The organism is Lactimicrobium massiliense (assembly GCF_900343155.1).
Lineage (GTDB): Bacteria > Bacillota_I > Bacilli_A > Erysipelotrichales > Erysipelotrichaceae > Bulleidia > Bulleidia massiliensis.
This window is the reverse complement of the sequence record NZ_OUNG01000006.1, coordinates 36,730-56,125: the sequence shown is the minus strand read 5'-3', so window position 1 is coordinate 56,125 and position 19,396 is coordinate 36,730. Positions and strand designations below refer to the sequence as shown.

Sequence of the window (19,396 nt, the reverse complement as noted above, 5' to 3'; positions counted from 1 at the left end):
ATCATGCCTCACTGTCTTTCCGTTTCACTACAATGCGCAGCTTGCTCGGATCTTTGTCTTTAATATATCCGTCAATGAGTGACTTGATTTTTGCCTCAAATGTTGTGACATCGCATGGTCCAATTTCGTCCAGCTTGGAAACCAACTCATCTGTATCAATCACAACCGGATCAAAACCCTTCAGCAGATCTTTAATGCTCTGCACAAAGAAGTCATCTACCTTCCGCGGAAGAGTCTTTGTTGCCACAAATTCATCAATTACATCTGCCTGTTTTTTCTTAAGATATTTCTTCTGACTAAGAACGATAGGATCAGTAATTGTATTCAGTAGCATTCCGGTCCATTCAGTCACAAGATCATCAATTCTCTGCTCCAGATTATCGAGCTGTCCATACACATTCTTGGCCTTGCTGCCAATCTGGTAATGGCAATGAGGACAAACAGGATCATGCTTCAGTTCTTCCGGTGTCAGTTCATAACATGTAACAAGCTCTGCCAGATCCTGTTCAATAGCCTGCAATTTTGCAAGTGAAAGAACGTTCTTATTTTCATCTGCATTACGAAGCTTCTTCAGGTTAGCAAGAGCCTGGCTTTCCTGTAGTTTGCCGCGTTTCTTCGCTTCATTTATATCCAGACGCTTTCTCTTATGTTCCTCAAAATACAGGTTGATATACGCATCCTTAACCTTATCAAGAGCAGCCTCTACCTGATGTGCTGCAGCATCGCCTTTTGTTCCGTCCGCAATACTGTCACGAATCTGGCGGAACTGCTCTTTGCCATCTGAAATTTGCTTCTTGAGATCATCTCCCAGATCAAAGTATTCAATCTTTGACATGTAGTTGATAATGTCGGAGCATTCATTTTTAAATGTCAGATATTCCGGAACAGCCATCAGGATCTTGATCTGTTTTTCTAACTCTTCCACTTCTTCCATCGTATGTGAGAAGTTGTTGAGCTTTGCCGGCGTATTATACTTTGCACCGTAGTTCGCAAACTCGTCTCTAATGACCTTGCAGGCATTCCGCATCTGCGCAATCAAGAGCGTACTTGCCATCGGCTCGCCCCACAGATCAAAGCTGTTCTCAATTTTCGAGCTGCTCAATACTGCTGTATTGCTAAGATCCTGTGCCTTCTTCAGCAACAGGCTGATGCCTTTCTCTCGATCATTTGGGTTATCCAGATAAACCGGGTTGATGTCCAGTATCTCGAATAACTTCTTCAATTCAGCAAGAGACACTTCTGCAGGTTTTGACAGATATTTGAATTCATATAAATCCAGTGCACCTGTCTTAGGAATCTGGTCCAGTGAAGATGCTGTCACCTGCGTCTTTCCATCTCTCAGTGTGATAACTGCATATCCGCCATATACCATCGAGAGGAAGATAATCGGTGTGAAGAGCATGCTGATCTTAAAGTGTTTATCAACAAACTCGACGGAATCCTGCCATCCGTACTGATATTCAAATAGATCGCTGTAATTCAGAACCCCTTGCTGAGGAAGCTTCTTCAGCAGATCGATATAATAGCCGGCATACTTAGATCCTTCCGGTTTGATGCGATCATGGTCATCAAGCACGCCAAAGGTTTTGAGCAATGCTACCGCAACCTGGCTATTCTTACGACCGGCAAAATAGTCAAACGCTGCTCGGACATTCTCCGCCATGTTCTTTCTGGTGATTTTGGTTCTGAACACCGGGAACTCAGGATATTTATTATCAAAATACTCGTCAAAGCACAAAGACGCTGCAAGATCGATTGACCCCTTAAATGTGCTGTCAACAATATGTTTTCCGCGCAGGATCTCAATCAGCTGTCTCCGATGCTGATGGTAGCTTACATCGAAGCAGGTATTCCTGTTCTCACTGAGATAACGGATCAGCTTCTTCTTAAGAGTGGACTTCTTTGTCAGATAAGCATCCTTATCCTTGCCCTCACTCTCATTTGCCATGGCGCTGGCAGCAGCATATAGCTGCATGTTGTCATTAAACTCTGCCGATGGTTTGAAGTAGAAATACACTTCGTCATCTAAATTCCGAACATGATCTTCCTTCGCATCATACGGAGGCATGAAATGAATATAGAAATCACGCTCCGGCTGAGCAGTACTGCGCTCTTCCGGAATTCCCATAAAGAGATAACCTTCACGGAAAATGTTATGGCTTTCCCAGTTCAGGTCATACTGATAAATCTCAAAGCCTGGAACATACTGCTTCTCTGACCACTCCATGCATCCATAAACCACTTCATAAAAGTAGCGGTTCCATTCACTTGGAGCCATGATGGATGCTTTCTGCTTGATCTTCTCATCATAGTCAACAACTTTATTTACATCGATGTAATACTGACCATTGCTGTCGTTGTAAACGATAAACTGGCCAGATACAGTCATCATGATATCCTTGAGCGTGGTGCGGATAATGCCCAAGAGGAATTCTGGATCTTGTTCTGGCATTGGCAGGAATAAGCACAGATCATCCTTCAGTGTTTCAGCAGACAATCCGAACTGAACATCAAGTCCGTTCGTCGTCAATCTGTGCACACTAAGAGCATAAATGATCTGTATTGCCAGCGGTTTATAAAACGGTTTCGGGAAAGCTCTGTCAATGATATCTTCAAGCTGCGAGCTTGCATCAACGACTCTGCGGATTGTCACATCACTCTTCAGCAGTCCATTTGATTTAATTGCCGGCCAATATGTGTCAAAGGAATAAATTCCAGGTCTATCTTCCGGAACCTGCTCATCGAAAATATCTCGGATTGTTATAGAAATATTCTTCAAAATCTGCCGGTTTTCAACGAGATAAACCTGATTGAAAACGTCAATATAGGCTGGATGGATTGGGAAGAGATCGACAAACTGATCCATCTTAGATGACATTCCACCATACAGATTTGAGAATTTCTCAAGATGCTGACGGATCCATGCCTTCTGCTCCGGTGTTTTCTTCAGAATTCTCTCAGATACAACATACGCTGTATCTTCTTTTGTGATCAAAAGCTGCGTAAACCGGTCACTGACATGCTTCAGTGTATCCGATACGAAACTGAAGCGAGGATTATCAAAGATTTTCTCCTGAAGGCCGCAAATAATACGCAGTCTGCTCTTACTGCACATCTCACCAAGTGCACGAAGGAATTCCAGATCCAGCACAATCTGCTTTTCATTTCTTGAAGAGAGGTAGCCAAGAAGCTCATCAACCACAATTAAATACCCTTTGCCAGGATATTTCTCGTTGAAGGCAAGCATCATATCCGTAATAAGCTTTTTGTTATCACGAACCTTATCCAAATCCGGAACTGTGAAATCAATTCCCCTATCTGCAAAATCATCTTCGATGTAACCGAAGATAATATCGCGTAAGCTCATCGTAACCCCGCCAATTTCCATGCGAAGTATTTCAAACTTACCCGCAACACACTGCATCTCATTTGCAAATTTCTTATTCTGCAGATACTGCAGATCATCTGCGTTCGATGCGATTGCCGAAATAACACTCATCAAGTGAGATTTACCTGTACCATAATTACCAACGATCAATACACCGTGATTGTCTACTACTTCGTCCATCTGAAGTTGGTCGATAACCGGTGCCTTCAGATTCTCCGCCATCTGATCACTCATCACATAGCTTTTTACATATTCTTTGGCTCTGTTATCATCGTTTGCAGTAGTCAGCTGAATAATATCTTCTATAGGATGAAAGCTGATCAATTCTGAATACTTCATATTTCCCCTCCGTCGTTAAATGATGACTGTTACATCATAGTTTTCAATCAAATACTTCTTATAATCTGGTCTATCCGGAACAGAATATATAAGCGCTCCAGACTCATAGCTTCCGGGCCATAGGACCTGGAAAGCTTTCACTCTACAGGTATCGATTAAAACCTGCAGAACATCGATCGGATAATCCGGGTTAAACATTACATCGATATCTGTTATCACAACATCATCCGGCTGATCCTTTAGACAATCCAACAACACTTTTCCCATCCGCATTCCACGCTGCCTAGGTGTAGTGAGCTTTATTAACCTCTCGGCAAGAGGACGGTTCATAGAAATCTGTTCTATGCCTGAAGCATAATTACGAGCAGTATATATTACCGGCTTCATATACTTGTCATCAGCAAGTTTATCAATACGAGTTATTACGCCCACATTCTCGCCCCCTCATTGCTGTTTTTCTTCTTGATCTTGATCCGGAATATAAGAAACGATATCTCCAAAGTCCACGCCAAGAACATCACATATCCTTGAAAGGACTGCCATGGTCACTTCTTCATCGCGAGAAAGTCTGGTCATTGTATTAGGAGCAACATTGGCTGCTTTCCGCAGATCTGCTTTGCTCATCTTCTTGTCGATTAGTAATTTCCAAAGCTTGTTATACGAGTAAGCCATAGAGCCTCCATCCCACCAAGGATAATTAGAAATCCGTGAAAATCCTACTACTTATCAGTATATCGTAAGCTGTATTCATCTACAATGACTTTTTCGCATCCTGTTGCGAGGACCAGATGCTGTAAATAGCCAATTTCTTATTGCCAATTATATTTTCGTGGAGTTTAATTGTTTATAGATCGAACCGTGTTAACAAGCACGGTAGTAATGGAAAAATAGATGGGCAAGCAGTGTCTTCGTGTCACGAAGACCAGATGCTTGTTGGGGAAGCACCCCAATCCCCTTGAACTTTGCCTGCGGCAAAGATCTATTTTTACCAATAAGGAAAATCGAATGGATAAAGACGAAAAAGATACAGAAATCCCGAATGAATCATCAAAAAACGATTTAGATTCCAGAACCAGAACAGCGGCTTATGATTCTTTAGCTGCGTCCATTGCTAATATTACGAACTTATCAAATTCAATCCAGGCATCGATTATTTCTCCGGCATTACAGGAAACGCTCAACTCAATTCAGAGGCAAAATCTGCGCTTTTCAGAAATATTGACACCTGTAATGGATCGGCTATCTATTACAGCAGCTACAGTTTCAATGGAAGGGATATCGTCTGCCCTTCAATCTGTCGTTGAATCTACGAAACCATTACAGACAGCATATATGGATTCTATGGCTTCTATTCTCCGGTCTTTTCAACCGTTATCAAATCTGAATACAAGCTTAGTAACTGATGCTGCACTGCAATCATTCAAACTTAATATTGGATCACTAATTGACACATCCGCGTGGAAATTGGAACAAGAATCATTAGCACAGACGATTGCTGCACAAAACCAAGCTCTATTATCATCCATCGCTAAGATAACAGAAATTTATCAGCCATTTTATACTCACCTGAGCGAGATTGGGAAATCAATCTTATCATCATATTTAAACGGGCTGAATCAGGTTTTATTAAGTGAGAACTGGTTTCCTTATATCATCAGTCTGGAAGATAGAGAATTTCACAAAAGCTTAATGAATACTCTTATTCATACAAATGCCGGGTCCAAAAGCCGTGAGAAGAGAATTAACCGGTTGATTTATGATCAGTATACGAAAAGCAGAATTGAGAGTATTCGAAAATCATGGAGATATTGTGATCTCGCAAGCTTTCAAATACGTATATTAAACCAAGCTGTCTATGCGTACCACAGAGGAGAATATGCCATTACTGCAATTGTGTTAGTATCTTTCTGGGAAGGTATCATAAAAGACAAGACTGGTCATGGCAATGAACGACAAAGTATAAAAGCAATAAGAACTGAATCAGAAGAATTGATCCTTAATAATGATTATCCCCAAATATATGCTGAGTTCAGCACAAGTTGTATTTTCTACGACTGTAACTCCGTAGAAGAAATTAAACAGGATCTGCCAGGAAGACACCAGATGGCGCATAGTTGGTTTAGCCAATATCCAAGCAAGAAGACAGCTTTGAATGCGATTCTTTTCACAGATTTTCTGATAAAGATGAACGCCATTTAAGTCTCCCTGTATTTCAACGAGCTTGGCTTTTACCAAATTTTCTTTCGCGTTTTCGTTCTTGCTCGTTCTCCAGGATGATCTCCGCATTCTTCAATGCAATCTGAAGTTCCTTGGCTTTGTTCCTGGCTGTGCGGTATTCCGCATAAGCCTTTTTCTTCTCTTCTACGATGCGGCTGTATTCTTCATTAAGTTCTTTTACCTTCGGGATCTTCTTGTCCGGCAACTGATCGAAGGCATCCTTAGCGGCTTCATGCTTGCGGATGTCTTCTTCATGCTCTGTAAGAAAGGCAGGATCATATCCGGATTTCCTGTATTCCTCATATATATTCTTTGTCCGGGAGTAATTGAAGATGTGGTTCTTCAGCTGGCGGATCTCTTCCAGACGATCATCCATGGAACGGATCGTTTCATGCAGATTGTCTGCACCTCTGGATGCTTCCGAAGCAAGCCTGCGCAGTTGCTTCATATCATGGATATTGTTTTGCTGCAGAAAGAGCAAGACCTTCGCCATCTGTTTGACATTGAACTTCTCTGCCCAGCGCTGATAGCCGCTGCCTTTACCCGACAGGACCTTATCCTGCAGGTTGATGAGCAGATCCATCTGTTCATCTCTTTTCCGGGCCGGTCGTTTCTTTGTATTGCCTTGGATGAATTGTTCGATGTCCTGCTGAGCGAATCCTTCACCGAGAGAATCCAGACGGATGAATCGTTTCTGTCCATGCCCCTTAACCGAAATGTGCTTTCCCCGCTTGATCTCATACCCGGATTTCTCCAAGGAAGAGACAAATGCATCCATGGATTTTGGTTTCTTCTGCAGCTCACTGCTGATCTGTCCTCGAAGTTCATCCCGGAATGCATGACGCTTGGGATATGTCTCCCGCTTCTTTCGCTGAGATGGCGGCAATTTCTGAATGATAGATTTTCCGTGTTCCAGGCAGATGATATCGCTCAGCGTCTGCAACGCCAGACCACAGAAGAAAAAATTCTTGAACTTCCGCGTACAGTCCAGTGCAACAGAGTTAAAGATGATGTGATTGTGTATATGGGCACGGTCTGTATGTGTTGATACAACAAAGGCATGCTCGCCCTTGGTGAAACGCATCGCAGTTTCATAACCGATCTTGTTTGCTTCTTCCGGTGTGATCTCACCAGGCTTGAATGACTGTCGGATCTGGTAAGCCAGGATATCTCCCTTATAGACTCTGCCGGTGATCCGCAGATATTCTTCCTTGGAAAGTGCGAATTCTTCCGCTGCTGTCTCCGGGCTGCAGGCATAGGAAGAAATATATTTACCGTCTTCTGTTTTATCCGGATTCTCGGAATAATCGAGCCGGCCTTTCAGACTTTGCACAGCTGTCTTCCCTTTTGTCTGGTGCATGGAAATCAATTTGGTCGCTGCCATAGTACCTCCATATAGAAAAATCCGGAGACCGTCTGAAGATCAGGCAGCCTCCGGAAATTTGATTTCGTTGTTGTGTTTTTATGAATGCAGGAAACCTCTGAGTCCGTCCCTGGCATCTTCAATCAGTGCGATCAGTATGCCGGCGCAAAGATAAATGGCAAAACAACCTGCACCGATCAGCGTCAACAGGAAAACATCCCGCCAGCTTCTCATGACCAGGCTGTAGACATCGCAGATGACAATGAAGATCAGAAACGGACCGGTGATATAAGACGAGAGATTTGTAACGATCCGCAGGAACAGACCGGCAAGTGCCGTCACAGCAATCAGTGGCAGAGAGACAACTTTCAGGATCAATCGAATCATAAACATCGCGGCACCTCCTTCTGTCTGCAGGATATTAGATCATAATCCGGACTGCAAGGATGTCGATTTACTTCCAGAGAAATCATGCAAGAGCTTTCAGTTCATTCACAATTGTATGGCCGGCTTCAAACAATTCATTGAAACGGACCCGCAGATCCTCGATATCCTCCCGATAAATGCTCCCGTCCGTATTGGCTCTCCTGGCATACTGGTTCAGGTTGTTGCTGCAGATGCCGAGCAGCCGGACGAGTTCATGCATTTCCGAAAAATCCAGCTTAATACAATATCCGTCCAGTGCCATCTTCCGTATATAGGCACTGCGGTTATGCATGCCGGCTTCTTCCATCTTCTGCTGGATCCGCTCTACTTCATCTGCATCCAGCCGCAGGGAAACAAAGGTATCGCGCTTTGCTTCTGCACTTTCACTCACAGGCAGGTGTCCAGGATCTGATCAAATTCTGCATCCGAGATCTGGTCCAGCTTCGGCACCAGACCGTCGATCATTTTCTTCAGATCCCTGTCCTCCTTCGTCAGTGTTTTCTGCATTTTCGAAAGTTCATCTGCCAGTCCGGTGCGCGATCCCTGATTGTAGAGCATCATCAGCATTTTCTCATCCTTTGTGAATTTCACCTCATCACCTCACTCTCTGATCTTTTCAAGCAGCTTCTCCGCCAGATCCTTCGGCGGTTCCGGAGCTGACTCCTTCAGATCCTTCAGCTGATCAAGTACAGATTCTTTTTTTACCTCACATTTGCAAGGCTGCGTCTCCTCCGCAAGATTATTGATCACTCCATCCAGCTGATTATCATTCTGCTCCAGCATATCCTCAAGGGTGCGGATATGATTCCTGCCGGAGAAGAAACCCGGCAGTTCCTGAAATCCAATCGTATCAACGTAATGTGCCGAGATTACACCGTTCTGCCTGATGGCAATCACATCACTGACCGACAGGCTGTGCCCGTGAAAATCTTCCGGACTGGCAACATTGAACTTTCGGTACAGATCCTCCATCATTGTCTGCTGATCCGCATAGGGAATCAGCGGAGCCGCATATACCATTTCATAATGATCAACGTCCGGTTCGATCTTCTGCTTATGCAGCGCACTGTAAGACATGAACCGTTCTTCTTCCGTTTCCGGCGCATGCCGCAGCTGCAGAATCGCATAGGTATCCGTGGAATCTGTCAGAAAAGCTTCCACACGGTCCTGCTCGGATCCATGTCCGTTGATCTCATCCCATTTGAATACTTTTGACACTGTGTACCTCCTTCCTCTCAGCGTTCCGGTGCGGGTGCCGTCCTTCTGCTATCCAAAGTACGGACATTGTTCAATTCTTCTGCCTGCCGGATGGAATCCAGAACAGATGCTCTCCGATCTGTACGTTCATAAGATTCCAGCTCATCCAACAGGGAAGATGCTTCTTCCAGCAGTTCATCGTCCGGTTCCATTTCCTCTATGGCTTCCTGCAGAAATGATTGGATTCCTTCTACATCACTATGCAGAAGATCTGCTTTGACCTGCTCGAATCCTGCCTCCCGATTATCCATAGAATCCATGTAATCGTAAGGATCGAAATCATATGCAAACTGATCCAGGCGCTGTGCCAGTTCGTCTATCGTCATCGGATCACCTCCCTCTAGCGCTCCGGATCTCTGGCTTCCCGCTTCATGCTTTTTACCGGATCCAGCTCAAAACTCTTTAGTTCCTTCTCTGTCAGCGGACGGTTGTAAACGACATCACCGTATCTTCCGGATCCTTCATCGTCGCAGTACTCCAGTCCTTCTTTAGGTACGGCACCGGGTCCCGGCGGACGATGATTGCATTGATAGCGGTACTCTTTTGGCTTATCCGTATTTTCGGCAACAGATAACTGCTGCAGAGCACTTAGGACAGACGGCTGCTCGGCTGCTTGCTGGATCTCTGCTTCACGCTCTTTCATCAGCGTTTCCAGCTGCTCATCAATTCTTGTGATCAGATCACTGGCGGTACTGCGGATTGTTTCCAAGGACGCTTTCAGCTCTGCTGTTTCCTTTCCCGAAGACCAGCCGGCGATATAGGCAAAGGAATAATCGGAAGTATCTATGCCATAGTGCTGGCAGATCGTATAGGCAACACTTTCGGCTTCAACCTCTTTGGTCTGGCTGCTCTTTTCCTTCCCGTCTGCCTTCATCTTTTCCAGGGAATGCAATGTAGCGTGCGTCATCTCATGGATCGCTGTCTTTACAGTCTGTGTCTGACTCATCCCTTCCTGAATCGCAATCCGCTGATCCACGACCTGGTAATATCCCTTTGCCCCACCGGTGATTTCTTCAAAGGTAATCGAAACTGGAGAAGTCCGCTTCAGTGCTTCAAAGAACAGGTCAAAGTCTTTCACCTGACCGGAAAGCTCATCTACGCCAAGTGTCGGCAGTTCTTTGCCATCCGTCTGACTGACATCAAAGACCGTTGCCACACGGAATGCCGGACGTTCGATCTCCACCGTCTCCTTGACCGGCTGCCCGTTGGCATCGAGGATCGGTTTCCCGGTTGCCGGATCCTTCTTCTCCTGTTCTGCCTTTATCTTGTACGGAGACGGAGCAATGATCTTGATGCCCTTTTCTCCCTTGCGGACCTGCCGTCCGAAGTTCCGCTTCCATGCCTGATACCCGGCTACGGAAGTCGCATCCGGTCTCTGCATGGCGATCAGGATCGTATTGTTCAGCGAATAATGATGAAACTTGGACATTGTGGAGAGCCACTCTTTGTACTTGTCGCTCTCAAAGATCTCCTGCACACCCTTTTCCAGCTGATCCGTAATCTCCTCGATCGGCTTTTTCTTTGCCGGTGCGGACTCCTGTTTCAAAGCTGTGAAGCCTGCCGGCGGTTCGGCTACTCCCTTCAGATCGATATCATCCAGAGAAACCCTCTCCGGTGCAGGCGGGATCTTCAGAATGTCATGTTCCATAAAGGAGAAATACCGGTCATCATTGCCGATGATGATGTGATCCTGCACCGGTGTCCCCAGCAGATCACAGATCTTCTGCAGCCTGGCCGTCACATCGATATCATCCTGGGATGGCATCAGATTACCACTTGGATGGTTATGAAAAAGCATGACCGACGCCGCATTGGACAAAATCGTACTCTTCAGGATCTCCCTAGGATGAACCAGGGAAGCAGTCAGCGTACCAACTGATACCACATTCACATTGATCGGCTTCATGTCATTGCGCAGATTGACCACGCAGAAAACTTCCCGATCATACTTTTTCAACGTCTCGGCGATGATCCGGACTGCATCCTGCGGGCTGGTGATCGGTTCTGTAGAATACAGCGGCGGTTCCTGCACCATCCGGATCCCGACCTGTTCCAGTTTGTATTCCTTAGCTGAACGCATCGGCATCACCTCCGATCGGGATCACGAGGATCACAGGCTCATCAGTCATGGGAAGATCATCGCGGATGGTTCCGGTTGTCGAAAATTCGATCAGTTCTTCTTCATCATTCATAGGAACTCCTTTCTGCTTAGAAGGAAAGACAGCGGGCAGTTCCGAAACCGCCCGCATATCCTTATTCGTCATCTTTGGACTCTTCCTCTGTTTCATCATCCGTGTCCTCCGGAAGATCATAGCCATCATCGTCTTCGTGATAGTCCGCATCTGGATCCGGCTGCTGTTCTGTCTTCTGTGTTTTCTTCTTCATCCGGATGGCAAAGAATCCGACAACACCAATGCCTGCCAGCATGACGCAGACAGCTGCCGGGATCCAGTTGATCGGTTTCGTTTCCTTTACTGCCGGTGTAATTTCCGATTGACTCGCCGCTTCAGCAGCCTCCTTCTCTGCCTTTTCCTTTGCCGCCTGTTCTGCCGCTGTCTTCTCAGCTTCCTCCTGGGCTTCCGCATCGAGGATTGCCTGGGCATCTTTTTCATCCATCAGTGCCAGAAGATCGGATTCATCGACGGTATTCAGGAAGTGAACGGTGTTCTCACCCTGATCGTCGCGATCAATGATGATATAGAAGTAGTTGCCATTCTTGCTGACAACTGTGATGAACTGCTTCCCTGTTTTCTCGGAAGTAATGTCGTCCACCAGCGTCATATTCCCTTCCGGTGTCAGAGGAGGCAGGTCTTCGTCTTCCTCCGGCTGCGTCTCTTCCTGCACTGTTTCTTCGGTAGTGCCGGGATCAGTAGATTCATTGGTCTGCGCATAGGCCGGAATCGATGTGCAGCTCATCATCAATGCACTGCAGCACAATAAGGTACTCAGCATTCGTTTAATCTTCATTCTGCTTATCCTCCATGACATCTTCCGGAATTGCACCCTGCGGGATCGGATCCACCGCCATCTTTGCCAGCAATTTCTGCAGCTGGTCCGGTGTCAGATTCGCCGCATGGACGATATCGCTGATCTCGGATTTCTCCTGTTCCGCATACTGTGCTTCCAGTTCCTGAATTCTTCTGCCGTATTCTTCATAGCGAGCTCTGGTCTTCTCCAGATCCTCACCGATCTTGTCTAATTTTCTGCTCATTTTTTCCTCCTTCTTAACCTGGTAAACGGCCGTAACAATAAAAGTGCGCTCTGAAATACGATGAATTGACGGATGCGTACTGAATCGGATTGCCGCAGTGGATCATCATGCCGTCGCCGACGTAGATGCCGACATGGCTGGCCCCCGGTGTATCGTAGGTACCCTGGAAAAAGATGATGTCACCTGGTTTTGCTTCGCTTGCCGGGATGATCCGCAGCATTTGCCTGAGACCCTCCGCTGTCGTTCTGCCGACATTCCAGCCGTTGCCGCTGTGGTTGATCACCCAGCAGACAAAACCGGAACAGTCAAAACTCGTAGACGGAGATGATCCGCCCCATACATACGGATAACCGAGATACTTGGTTGCCTCCCGCATCATGTTGGCAAATTTCACATCGGATAATGCTTCCGTGTTCAGCGTGTAATCCAGACCTGGCACATCACTGGCGTAGATATCATCTTCGAACAGATACGACCGGTTGCCTTTGGTCTGCTGTAAAAGCTGATATCGTTCCATCTGATCATCCGTCATACCGGAATTTGCCACGACCATCTCCAGGCTGTTATTTGCCAGTTTGACATGCAGGATCTTGTACTCATACGGAACCTGTACCTCATATTCGTACTCTTCCTCTTCTTCTGTAATCTCTCCGGTTTCCGGATCCCTGTGTTTCTTTGTCCTGGTTCCGGTTCTGGTTTCTGTCCGGTAGCGGATCTGCACTTCTTCCCTGGTCGTCAGGAAATACTGCGCATGGAACAGTTCCTGCAGCTTTGTCTGTACTTCTTCCCTGCTGTAATCCTCGAATAGCACCGTCAGATAGGACGTCAGGACATAAGGATTGTGATTGATCTCCGCCAGGTCATACTGATATTCGTCATAACCGGGATAATCCGATTCAATGCGGCCGATCTGTGCCTGGAGATCTGCCTCCATTGCTTTGTAATCGTTATTCGCGCCTCTGATATCCTCATCCGTCGCGGTATAGCTGGTTGCAAGGATTGTCGCTCCGGGATTGCCGGAGAGCGCGGTACAAGATGAGAACGTACTGGTCACAAACATCAGGATCAATGCCAGCAATCCGCAGGTAAGAAACGCTCCCGGATGTTCCGTAATGGTCTCTGCGGCGGATCCGAACAGTTCCCGAATCTTCTCCGTAAAGGTCTTTGTACTCTGGACCGCGGCTGCTGATCCGGTCTTCTCACCGGTGCTGGCAGCCTGATACTCTGCCTTAATGGACTGTCTCTGCCGCCAGCGGGAAAGCCAGCTGGAGCCCGTGTTGTCCTTGGGATGTTTTACGGCTTCTCTTCTCTCATGAAGACGGGAAGCGTATCCACCACTCACCGGATTCTGAGATGCTTCTGCCGTTGCACCGACAGTGTTCATCGCTACATCTGCCTTTTCAGCAGCCTCTTCCGCTGCTATCTCTGCAGCGCCTGCTTCTTTCTTTGAAGCATGGAGTTTCTGCCCGTAGCGAACACGGCTGACCGTATTCCGGAGTGCATAGGATCCCTCCTCTGCCATTTCCGTGCTGCGGTTGACAGCTTCCGTGCCGATGTTGTCGTCCTGGTCCTGCCTCTCGATCTCTGCATGCATGCGCTGCGTCAGAACTGCAGATGATACATGGGAAGTTTTCTTCGGCTCGGTTTCTTTCTTCCTGCCGAAGCGCAGCTTATCGCCTTTGGGATCTGTGCCTTTGAACCTGCTTTTCTTTCTGGTATAGCCGGATTCATTCGGAAGAATGTCCGGCTGATCCGGAGCTGCATTCTCCGGATTGATCTTCTTATCCGGCAATAGCATCACCTTCCTTTTCCATTTCATTCGGCTTGGTTGTCATGATCCGGTACAGCTCCAGATCCTGCGGGAAGTGATCGACAAACGGCAGGATGACGTTTCCGTAGAACAACAGTCCTTCACCTTCTCCGGAGTGCGTGACATAAGACAACTGGTGCGGTGAGATATTCAGCTGCTTTGCCAGAATCTGCCGGTCGCCCTGCGCCTGGTTGAGCATGTAGATGAAATCGGAATTTTCGAAGATGTTCTCGACTTCCCGGCTGGAAAGCAGGTCTTTAACGTTCTGCGTAATGCCGGTCGGAATACCGCCCCACTTGCGGAATCTCTTCCAGATCTCTACGGAATAGCTGGCTGTCTGGTCCTCCTTGAGCAGCAGATGGAACTCATCCATGTAGTACCGGGTTGCCTTTCCTGCTTCCCGGTTGGCGGTGACTCTGCCCCATACCTGATCCTGCACGATGAGCATGCCCAGCTTCTTCAGCTGCTTGCCCAGTTCCTTGATGTCGTAGCAGACCAGGCGGTTATTGATATCGACATTAGTACGATGATTGAAGAGATTCAGAGAACCTTTGACATAGATTTCCAGTGCCGTCGCTACATGCTTCGCTTCTTTTTCTTCCTGCCGGAGCAGAACATCATACAGATCCTCCAGCACCGGCATATTCTCCGGTGACGGATCATCGAAATACTTCTGATAGACCTGATGGACACAGCGGTCGATGACCGTCTTCTCCACCGGCTGCAGACCTTCCTTACCGCCTACGATCAGTTCGCAGAGAGACAGAATGAAGTCCGCTTTGAGTGCCAGCGGATTATCCTCTTCTGAGTAATTGCTGTTGATATCCATGGGATTGATGTACTGACTGCTGGAAGGACTGATCTTGATGACCTGTCCCTTCAGACGGTTGACCAGCGGGGAATATTCTGCTTCCGGATCGCAGATGATGATGTCATCATCCGTTACCAGAAAAGCATTGGTGATCTCGCGCTTGGCGCTGAATGACTTGCCGGATCCCGGTGTGCCAAGGATCAGACCATTGGGATTCTTCAGCATCTTGCGGTCGACCATGATCAGATTGTTGGACAGGGCATTCAACCCGTAATACAGGGATTCCTTGCCATCCTGGAAGAGCTCCTGTGTGGTAAAGGGAACGAAGATCGCCGTGGAGCTGGTCGTCATGCCCCGCTCGATCTCGATCTGATTCATCGCCAGCGGAAGGGAACTCATCAATGCCTGTTCCTGCTGGAAATCCAGCCGGCGCAGATTGCAGTTGTGTTTTTGCGCAATGGACGATGCCTGGAAAATGTTATTGTCCAGCTCCTGCTTTGACATCCCGGTATTCATGATCAGAAAAGTGAGTAGGAACATGCGCTCGTTCTGGCTCTGCAGCTCCTGCAGCAAAGCCTTTGCGTCTTTGCCGTAGGTCGCAAGATCTGATGGGATGATGTCCATGTCATAGCCGGAACGCACTGCCTTCTTCTGTTCCTCGATCTTGGAACGGTCCAGTTCCGTGATCGTATGCTTGACCGTCTTGATTGCTTCATTCTGGTCCACCGAGCGGATATGCATGGATATAACCTGACTGGATTCCATGTCGAGAAGATCCTTCAGCAGCTGATCGGAAAGATCCGATGCTGTGATGGAGAGATAGGACATCGCTCCGTAGAGCGGCCCCATGTGGAATGTCCTGCCGCCCGGGAATGAGAAGGACGTCGGCGCGATGAAGTCTTTGATTGAAAGCCCGGACTCAACGAGCCATTTCCATTCGAATGCGAAGCGGTCCTTATCTCCCATATGAAACATGTCATGCATGACCTTCAGGCGTTCCTTTCCATCCAAAACATTTGCCGTCACACCAAGCCGGCGGAAGTTGTTGAGCAGATCCGTCTGGATATGGATCAGACGCGGTTTTGCCTGTTTCATGGACTCTGCCTCGATGCCAAAGGTCAGATACTTTGTTTTGGTCAGGCCGTTATTGCCCTGTGCCAGCTGGGTCCGCAGCATTCTGGAATACTCTTCCCGGACATCATCGAATCCGTCTTTCTTCAGAGGAATCCGGATGCTTTTCTCAAAGCTTGCCGCGTCCGTCGCCATATTCATGAAGGAAAGCTGGAAATGCACGGAGCTGTCGAAGAAATTCAGGAAGGAACACCATTCTTCAAAGATGGCGGTTTTGTCTTCCTGCTGGGCCAGCTGATAATTGATGTCCTGAAACTGTATGGTCTTTGTGTAGTAGTTCTGCCCGCACCGGCAGATGCCGTCCTGAAACATCCGGTCGATCGGAATGGTCTGCTGCGCGGTACGCGGCACGCCGTCATCTCTCTTCGCACGGACAGCTATCTGTTCGATCTGTTTCCTTTCACTTCTGCTGAGGCTGTCGGGCAGCTTTACGGCTGCCTTTTCTCTTTTTCGCTTCTGCATGAAGAACAATTGCGTTCACCTCCTGTTCCGCCTCTGCCATGCGCTGCAGGGCTGCGTAGTAGTTATCTGTCTGATACGGTCTGTCTTTGGGCCTGACGAACTTAGCTTCGATGAAATGCTGCAGGATGACCTCCAGCGGCATCCCGTCCCGCTCATACATAGCCAGGAAAAAGAACGGCAGCATGATGAGGATCATGCACATGGCCGCAAAGCTCATGTTCCCGGTCTTTCGAAGCAGGAAGTATGCCGGAACGCCGATCGCCGCGGCGATGGAAAAACAGATCAGCTGCCGCTTCGTCAGGTTGAAAAAGATCTTGGATTTGACCTTGGTCAGGTCTCTTGGTACTGAAATATAGGCTGACAAGTTCATTCCTCCTTAATGCGCGTTGAACACCGATTTCGCCAGGCTTCCGGTTTTGAACAACGTGAAGCAAAGCAATACGGTATAGCCCATGACTCCCCAGATAGATGCCACGATGTCGCTTGAGAATGAGATTCCCTGGATCAGCACCGCATAGATGCCGACACAGATCATGATCAGAAACCCTTGGAACCCCAGAGCAAATAACGATCGCAGATAGTTCTGTCCGATCTGGCTCTGTTCCCTGCTACCGAATGTTGAGAATGGGATCGGTGCCAGACTTGTCATGAGATAGATCTCAATCATGCGCCCGTAGATAATGATGAAGATGATCAGAGACATGATCCGCATGCCGAAGTTCAGCAGGAACGTCTGCAGATAGACGCCTAGAAGCGGACCGATTTCCATGGCTTCCAGCGTGTCCTGCATGCCTTCCAGCGCGGTGCTGTCTACCGCCGTACTGCCGCTGATGATTCCTCCGGCGGATGAAATGACATGCTGCGATACATCAAAGACTGCCATTGTGATCGTAAAGCAGTTGGTAATGAGCATGACTGCCACAAACGTCTTGAAGATCCATTTGAAGAAGATCCATGTCTCGAAATTGGCCAGATTGTTGTGTTCGATGATCAGCTGAATCAGCTCGTAGCAGGCAATGAACGTCAGGATAATGCCGGCGATCGGCACGATCACTGATTCGGATACTCCTCTGATTAAGGAAAAGACACCCGGCGAGAAACTCGCCGGGGTCGTCCCAACCTGTGCCGCGGCATCTCCGACCTGCTGGTTCACAGCATCGAAGATGCCGGTCAGGCTGCTCATAATTCCGCCCACGAGCATTTCTTTCAGCCAATCCGTGATTTGCTGAAAGATCGTGTCCACTTAGAAGATCACCTCCCGATCAGAACAGTCCTGCGAGAAGCGGTACCAGGGTAGTGCCGATCAGCGCGACACCTCCGCCGGCCATCAGCTGCTTCATGCCCTGGGACTTGGCGCCAGGGTTGTCGTTGCCATACCCTTCCATAAGGTTGACTGCACCCCAGATACCAAGACCTGCCCCGAGTGCGATAACAAGTGTCTGCAGTACTCCTACTGCGCTGGTGAAAAATGCCATATTCGTTTTCCTCCTTTTGCCGTCTCCTGCGGCCATAAAATATATTCCTGAATTCCAGCTCTGCCGGTGTCTCTTGGACCTCTTATCATTCTGTTGGTTTTGTCCGGTGACCGGTACTGTTGCTGGAACTGAGGACAAACTTGATGGGCAGCTATTTCTGCCCGGAAACAAAAAATGCAGCCGAACCTTTTCTGATCCGACTGCTTCTACATGAAATATTCTGTTGTACTGTTCTTCATCTTGCGTTTTCTCTGGGCTTCTTTCTGTAGAATTCCACCATCTCCTTCAGCTGATGGTTACTGACGGTGGTACGGGTATTCTCCCACAGACTTCTTCCATCCGGTCCCGTACCGGTTCTGTGAGATTTCGTGACTGTGGTCTGGCCATCCACCGGAAGATCTACACACACTGCCTTGCCGTTCTGACTGTCATAGACAGAACCGGCCGGCACCACGAAGCTTGCCCATGGAGAACGGTCCTCCGGATCCTCATTCGGGATCTTTACCCGGACCAGTTCATTGCCGTTCCTGGCAGTAAACTCATCACCCAGAAGACCTCTTGCAAATTTGATCGTAATAACACCTTCGCTCATTGTTTTTCATCCTTTCTGATTTCATGAAATGTCTGATTCAAAGCCGTATGTCACATTCCTGGTATTCGAAGCGTCATTTCTCGATATGCATCACCTCCCTTTAAGGCAAAAAAGATCCCGAACCGTTTGTTAGTTCGAGATCTGTATAAAAACAAATTCAATTGTTATCGATGCGTTAAATTACTATTGATTCTGAAGAATTGCTTCGGCCCAGTTTTGATCCACAGTGAAACTGTCATCATTTATTGTATCAACAATATTACTCTTTACCATTTCGTATAAGTCATCCGGAATGATAGCCATCAATGTTGAGATCTTTCCGATTTCCTCGGCATAAATAATCTGAATGTATTTTTCACCATTATTTCCCGGGACGAACATATCCTCTTTGACATTAAGATCTGGATATTTCTTATAAACCTCACTTAAAACAAACAACTTACATATTTCAATAACTCGATCATCCAATCCTTCATCAAGGATAAATAGCTTTTCTCTCAGATCATTCATAGATCTGACAATTCTTATCCAATATCCTTCTGCCTTGAAATTTGTTGGAAAATCCGGATTATTCTGATTGAAAAACTGAATAAATTCAGTTTCTTCTTTATCAGTTTCGCAGTATTGAATTAGTACCTTATCTTCCATCTGATGATAAAGGAAGCGACGATAAATATATGTCTGGTAACCACAATGTGGGCAAGTAAAGCTAAAGGCAGATCCGTCACGCACCTTTTGCTTCATTTCCGGATCAAGGGTTGTATTAATACTGTCCCACAGCTTAAACTTGCTTACTTTTCCGCAATTCGGACATTTAATTGTTACTTCTTCCCATTTCGACATACCAACGCTCCCTAAGTACTTTCAGCTGTAACAATCCAAATGATCTGCCGATTCTAAGTTGTTGATTTCTA

Annotated in this window: 21 protein-coding genes; 1 reads left to right on the top strand and 20 read right to left on the bottom strand. The window is 47.1% G+C overall.

Features of this window, described 5'->3' with window-relative positions; all coding sequences use genetic code 11:
• Position 1: 1 nt before the first annotated feature.
• The 3 genes from DHU66_RS10865 to DHU66_RS10855 are packed head-to-tail and all read right to left on the bottom strand — an operon-like array spanning position 2 to position 4,399.
• Positions 2–3,727 carry a DUF6079 family protein gene (locus DHU66_RS10865; protein WP_209451817.1) on the bottom strand — a complete coding sequence of 1,242 codons (3,726 nt, stop codon included), beginning with the start codon at positions 3,725–3,727 and terminating at the stop codon, positions 2–4.
• A gap of 15 nt (positions 3,728–3,742) precedes the next feature.
• Complete coding sequence (gene brxF, locus DHU66_RS10860) at positions 3,743–4,159, bottom strand: BREX-3 system P-loop-containing protein BrxF (RefSeq protein WP_108775977.1); 417 nt, start codon at positions 4,157–4,159, stop codon at positions 3,743–3,745.
• Positions 4,160–4,171: 12 nt separating this feature from the next.
• A complete protein-coding gene (locus DHU66_RS10855; RefSeq protein ID WP_108775976.1) occupies positions 4,172–4,399 on the bottom strand; it encodes a helix-turn-helix domain-containing protein in 228 nt (75 codons plus the stop codon).
• Between the two features lie 333 nt (positions 4,400–4,732).
• Between DHU66_RS10855 and DHU66_RS10850 the strand changes: the two genes are divergently transcribed.
• Positions 4,733–5,926 carry a hypothetical protein gene (locus DHU66_RS10850; protein ID WP_108775975.1) on the top strand — a complete coding sequence of 398 codons (1,194 nt, stop codon included), beginning with the start codon at positions 4,733–4,735 and terminating at the stop codon, positions 5,924–5,926.
• Positions 5,927–5,939: 13 nt separating this feature from the next.
• Here DHU66_RS10850 and DHU66_RS10845 read toward each other — a convergent pair whose 3' ends face one another.
• From DHU66_RS10845 to DHU66_RS10765, 17 genes are all read right to left on the bottom strand, one after another.
• On the bottom strand, positions 5,940–7,328 hold the full coding sequence (locus tag DHU66_RS10845) for a relaxase/mobilization nuclease domain-containing protein (RefSeq protein ID WP_108775974.1): 1,389 nt from the start codon (positions 7,326–7,328) through the stop codon (positions 5,940–5,942).
• Between the two features lie 78 nt (positions 7,329–7,406).
• Entirely contained in the window at positions 7,407–7,700 is a 294-nt protein-coding gene (locus DHU66_RS10840; RefSeq protein WP_108775973.1) for a hypothetical protein, read from the bottom strand.
• A 76-nt stretch (positions 7,701–7,776) separates the two neighbouring features.
• Positions 7,777–8,124 carry a plasmid mobilization protein gene (locus DHU66_RS10835; protein WP_245309532.1) on the bottom strand — a complete coding sequence of 116 codons (348 nt, stop codon included), beginning with the start codon at positions 8,122–8,124 and terminating at the stop codon, positions 7,777–7,779.
• The gene (locus tag DHU66_RS10830) at positions 8,121–8,324 is read right to left on the bottom strand and encodes a transposon-transfer assisting family protein (RefSeq protein ID WP_108775972.1); all 204 of its coding nucleotides are present in this window, start codon (positions 8,322–8,324) and stop codon (positions 8,121–8,123) included. The genes DHU66_RS10835 and DHU66_RS10830 overlap by 4 nt, the downstream gene beginning before the upstream one ends.
• Positions 8,325–8,333: 9 nt before the next feature.
• Positions 8,334–8,951 carry a YodL domain-containing protein gene (locus DHU66_RS10825; RefSeq protein WP_108775971.1) on the bottom strand — a complete coding sequence of 206 codons (618 nt, stop codon included), beginning with the start codon at positions 8,949–8,951 and terminating at the stop codon, positions 8,334–8,336.
• 17 nt (positions 8,952–8,968) lie between these two features.
• Positions 8,969–9,316 carry a hypothetical protein gene (locus DHU66_RS10820; protein WP_108775970.1) on the bottom strand — a complete coding sequence of 116 codons (348 nt, stop codon included), beginning with the start codon at positions 9,314–9,316 and terminating at the stop codon, positions 8,969–8,971.
• A 14-nt stretch (positions 9,317–9,330) separates the two neighbouring features.
• Entirely contained in the window at positions 9,331–11,070 is a 1,740-nt protein-coding gene (locus tag DHU66_RS10815) for a JAB domain-containing protein (protein ID WP_167836369.1), read from the bottom strand.
• Positions 11,057–11,254, bottom strand: coding sequence for a hypothetical protein (locus tag DHU66_RS10810; protein ID WP_108775968.1), 198 nt, complete (start codon positions 11,252–11,254; stop codon positions 11,057–11,059). Before DHU66_RS10810 ends, DHU66_RS10815 begins: the two co-directional genes overlap by 14 nt.
• Positions 11,244–11,957, bottom strand: coding sequence for a DUF4366 domain-containing protein (locus DHU66_RS10805; RefSeq protein ID WP_108775967.1), 714 nt, complete (start codon positions 11,955–11,957; stop codon positions 11,244–11,246). The genes DHU66_RS10810 and DHU66_RS10805 overlap by 11 nt, the downstream gene beginning before the upstream one ends.
• The gene (locus DHU66_RS10800) at positions 11,947–12,201 is read right to left on the bottom strand and encodes a DUF4315 family protein (protein ID WP_108775966.1); all 255 of its coding nucleotides are present in this window, start codon (positions 12,199–12,201) and stop codon (positions 11,947–11,949) included. The genes DHU66_RS10805 and DHU66_RS10800 overlap by 11 nt, the downstream gene beginning before the upstream one ends.
• A 13-nt stretch (positions 12,202–12,214) precedes the next feature.
• Positions 12,215–14,020, bottom strand: coding sequence for a C40 family peptidase (locus tag DHU66_RS10795; RefSeq protein WP_108775965.1), 1,806 nt, complete (start codon positions 14,018–14,020; stop codon positions 12,215–12,217).
• On the bottom strand, positions 13,983–16,415 hold the full coding sequence (locus DHU66_RS10790; protein ID WP_108775964.1) for a VirB4-like conjugal transfer ATPase, CD1110 family: 2,433 nt from the start codon (positions 16,413–16,415) through the stop codon (positions 13,983–13,985). Before DHU66_RS10790 ends, DHU66_RS10795 begins: the two co-directional genes overlap by 38 nt.
• A complete protein-coding gene (locus DHU66_RS10785) occupies positions 16,354–16,779 on the bottom strand; it encodes a PrgI family protein (protein ID WP_108776149.1) in 426 nt (141 codons plus the stop codon). Before DHU66_RS10785 ends, DHU66_RS10790 begins: the two co-directional genes overlap by 62 nt.
• A 12-nt stretch (positions 16,780–16,791) precedes the next feature.
• Positions 16,792–17,658, bottom strand: a complete 867-nt coding sequence (locus tag DHU66_RS10780; protein ID WP_108775963.1) for a VirB6/TrbL-like conjugal transfer protein, CD1112 family — start codon at positions 17,656–17,658, stop codon at positions 16,792–16,794.
• 19 nt (positions 17,659–17,677) lie between these two features.
• Positions 17,678–17,890, bottom strand: coding sequence for a Maff2 family mobile element protein (locus tag DHU66_RS10775; protein ID WP_102343515.1), 213 nt, complete (start codon positions 17,888–17,890; stop codon positions 17,678–17,680).
• A 235-nt stretch (positions 17,891–18,125) separates the two neighbouring features.
• Entirely contained in the window at positions 18,126–18,482 is a 357-nt protein-coding gene (locus tag DHU66_RS10770) for a hypothetical protein (RefSeq protein ID WP_108775962.1), read from the bottom strand.
• Between the two features lie 183 nt (positions 18,483–18,665).
• On the bottom strand, positions 18,666–19,325 hold the full coding sequence (locus DHU66_RS10765) for a CpXC domain-containing protein (protein ID WP_108775961.1): 660 nt from the start codon (positions 19,323–19,325) through the stop codon (positions 18,666–18,668).
• Between the last annotated feature and the right edge of the window lie 71 nt (positions 19,326–19,396).

Bases quoted from the DNA above. Each gene is read 5' to 3' on its own strand.
- DHU66_RS10865 (WP_209451817.1), bottom strand. From the start codon at position 3,727: ATGAAGTATTCAGAATTGATCAGCTTTCATCCTATAGAAGATATTATT.
- DHU66_RS10855 (WP_108775976.1), bottom strand. From the start codon at position 4,399: ATGGCTTACTCGTATAACAAGCTTTGGAAATTACTAATCGACAAGAAG.
- DHU66_RS10850 (WP_108775975.1), top strand. From the start codon at position 4,733: ATGGATAAAGACGAAAAAGATACAGAAATCCCGAATGAATCATCAAAA.
- DHU66_RS10845 (WP_108775974.1), bottom strand. From the start codon at position 7,328: ATGGCAGCGACCAAATTGATTTCCATGCACCAGACAAAAGGGAAGACA.
- DHU66_RS10840 (WP_108775973.1), bottom strand. From the start codon at position 7,700: ATGTTTATGATTCGATTGATCCTGAAAGTTGTCTCTCTGCCACTGATT.
- DHU66_RS10820 (WP_108775970.1), bottom strand. From the start codon at position 9,316: ATGACGATAGACGAACTGGCACAGCGCCTGGATCAGTTTGCATATGAT.
- DHU66_RS10815 (WP_167836369.1), bottom strand. From the start codon at position 11,070: ATGCGTTCAGCTAAGGAATACAAACTGGAACAGGTCGGGATCCGGATG.
- DHU66_RS10810 (WP_108775968.1), bottom strand. From the start codon at position 11,254: ATGACGAATAAGGATATGCGGGCGGTTTCGGAACTGCCCGCTGTCTTT.
- DHU66_RS10805 (WP_108775967.1), bottom strand. From the start codon at position 11,957: ATGAAGATTAAACGAATGCTGAGTACCTTATTGTGCTGCAGTGCATTG.
- DHU66_RS10800 (WP_108775966.1), bottom strand. From the start codon at position 12,201: ATGAGCAGAAAATTAGACAAGATCGGTGAGGATCTGGAGAAGACCAGA.
- DHU66_RS10795 (WP_108775965.1), bottom strand. From the start codon at position 14,020: ATGAAATGGAAAAGGAAGGTGATGCTATTGCCGGATAAGAAGATCAAT.
- DHU66_RS10790 (WP_108775964.1), bottom strand. From the start codon at position 16,415: ATGCAGAAGCGAAAAAGAGAAAAGGCAGCCGTAAAGCTGCCCGACAGC.
- DHU66_RS10775 (WP_102343515.1), bottom strand. From the start codon at position 17,890: ATGGCATTTTTCACCAGCGCAGTAGGAGTACTGCAGACACTTGTTATC.
- DHU66_RS10770 (WP_108775962.1), bottom strand. From the start codon at position 18,482: ATGAGCGAAGGTGTTATTACGATCAAATTTGCAAGAGGTCTTCTGGGT.
- DHU66_RS10765 (WP_108775961.1), bottom strand. From the start codon at position 19,325: ATGTCGAAATGGGAAGAAGTAACAATTAAATGTCCGAATTGCGGAAAA.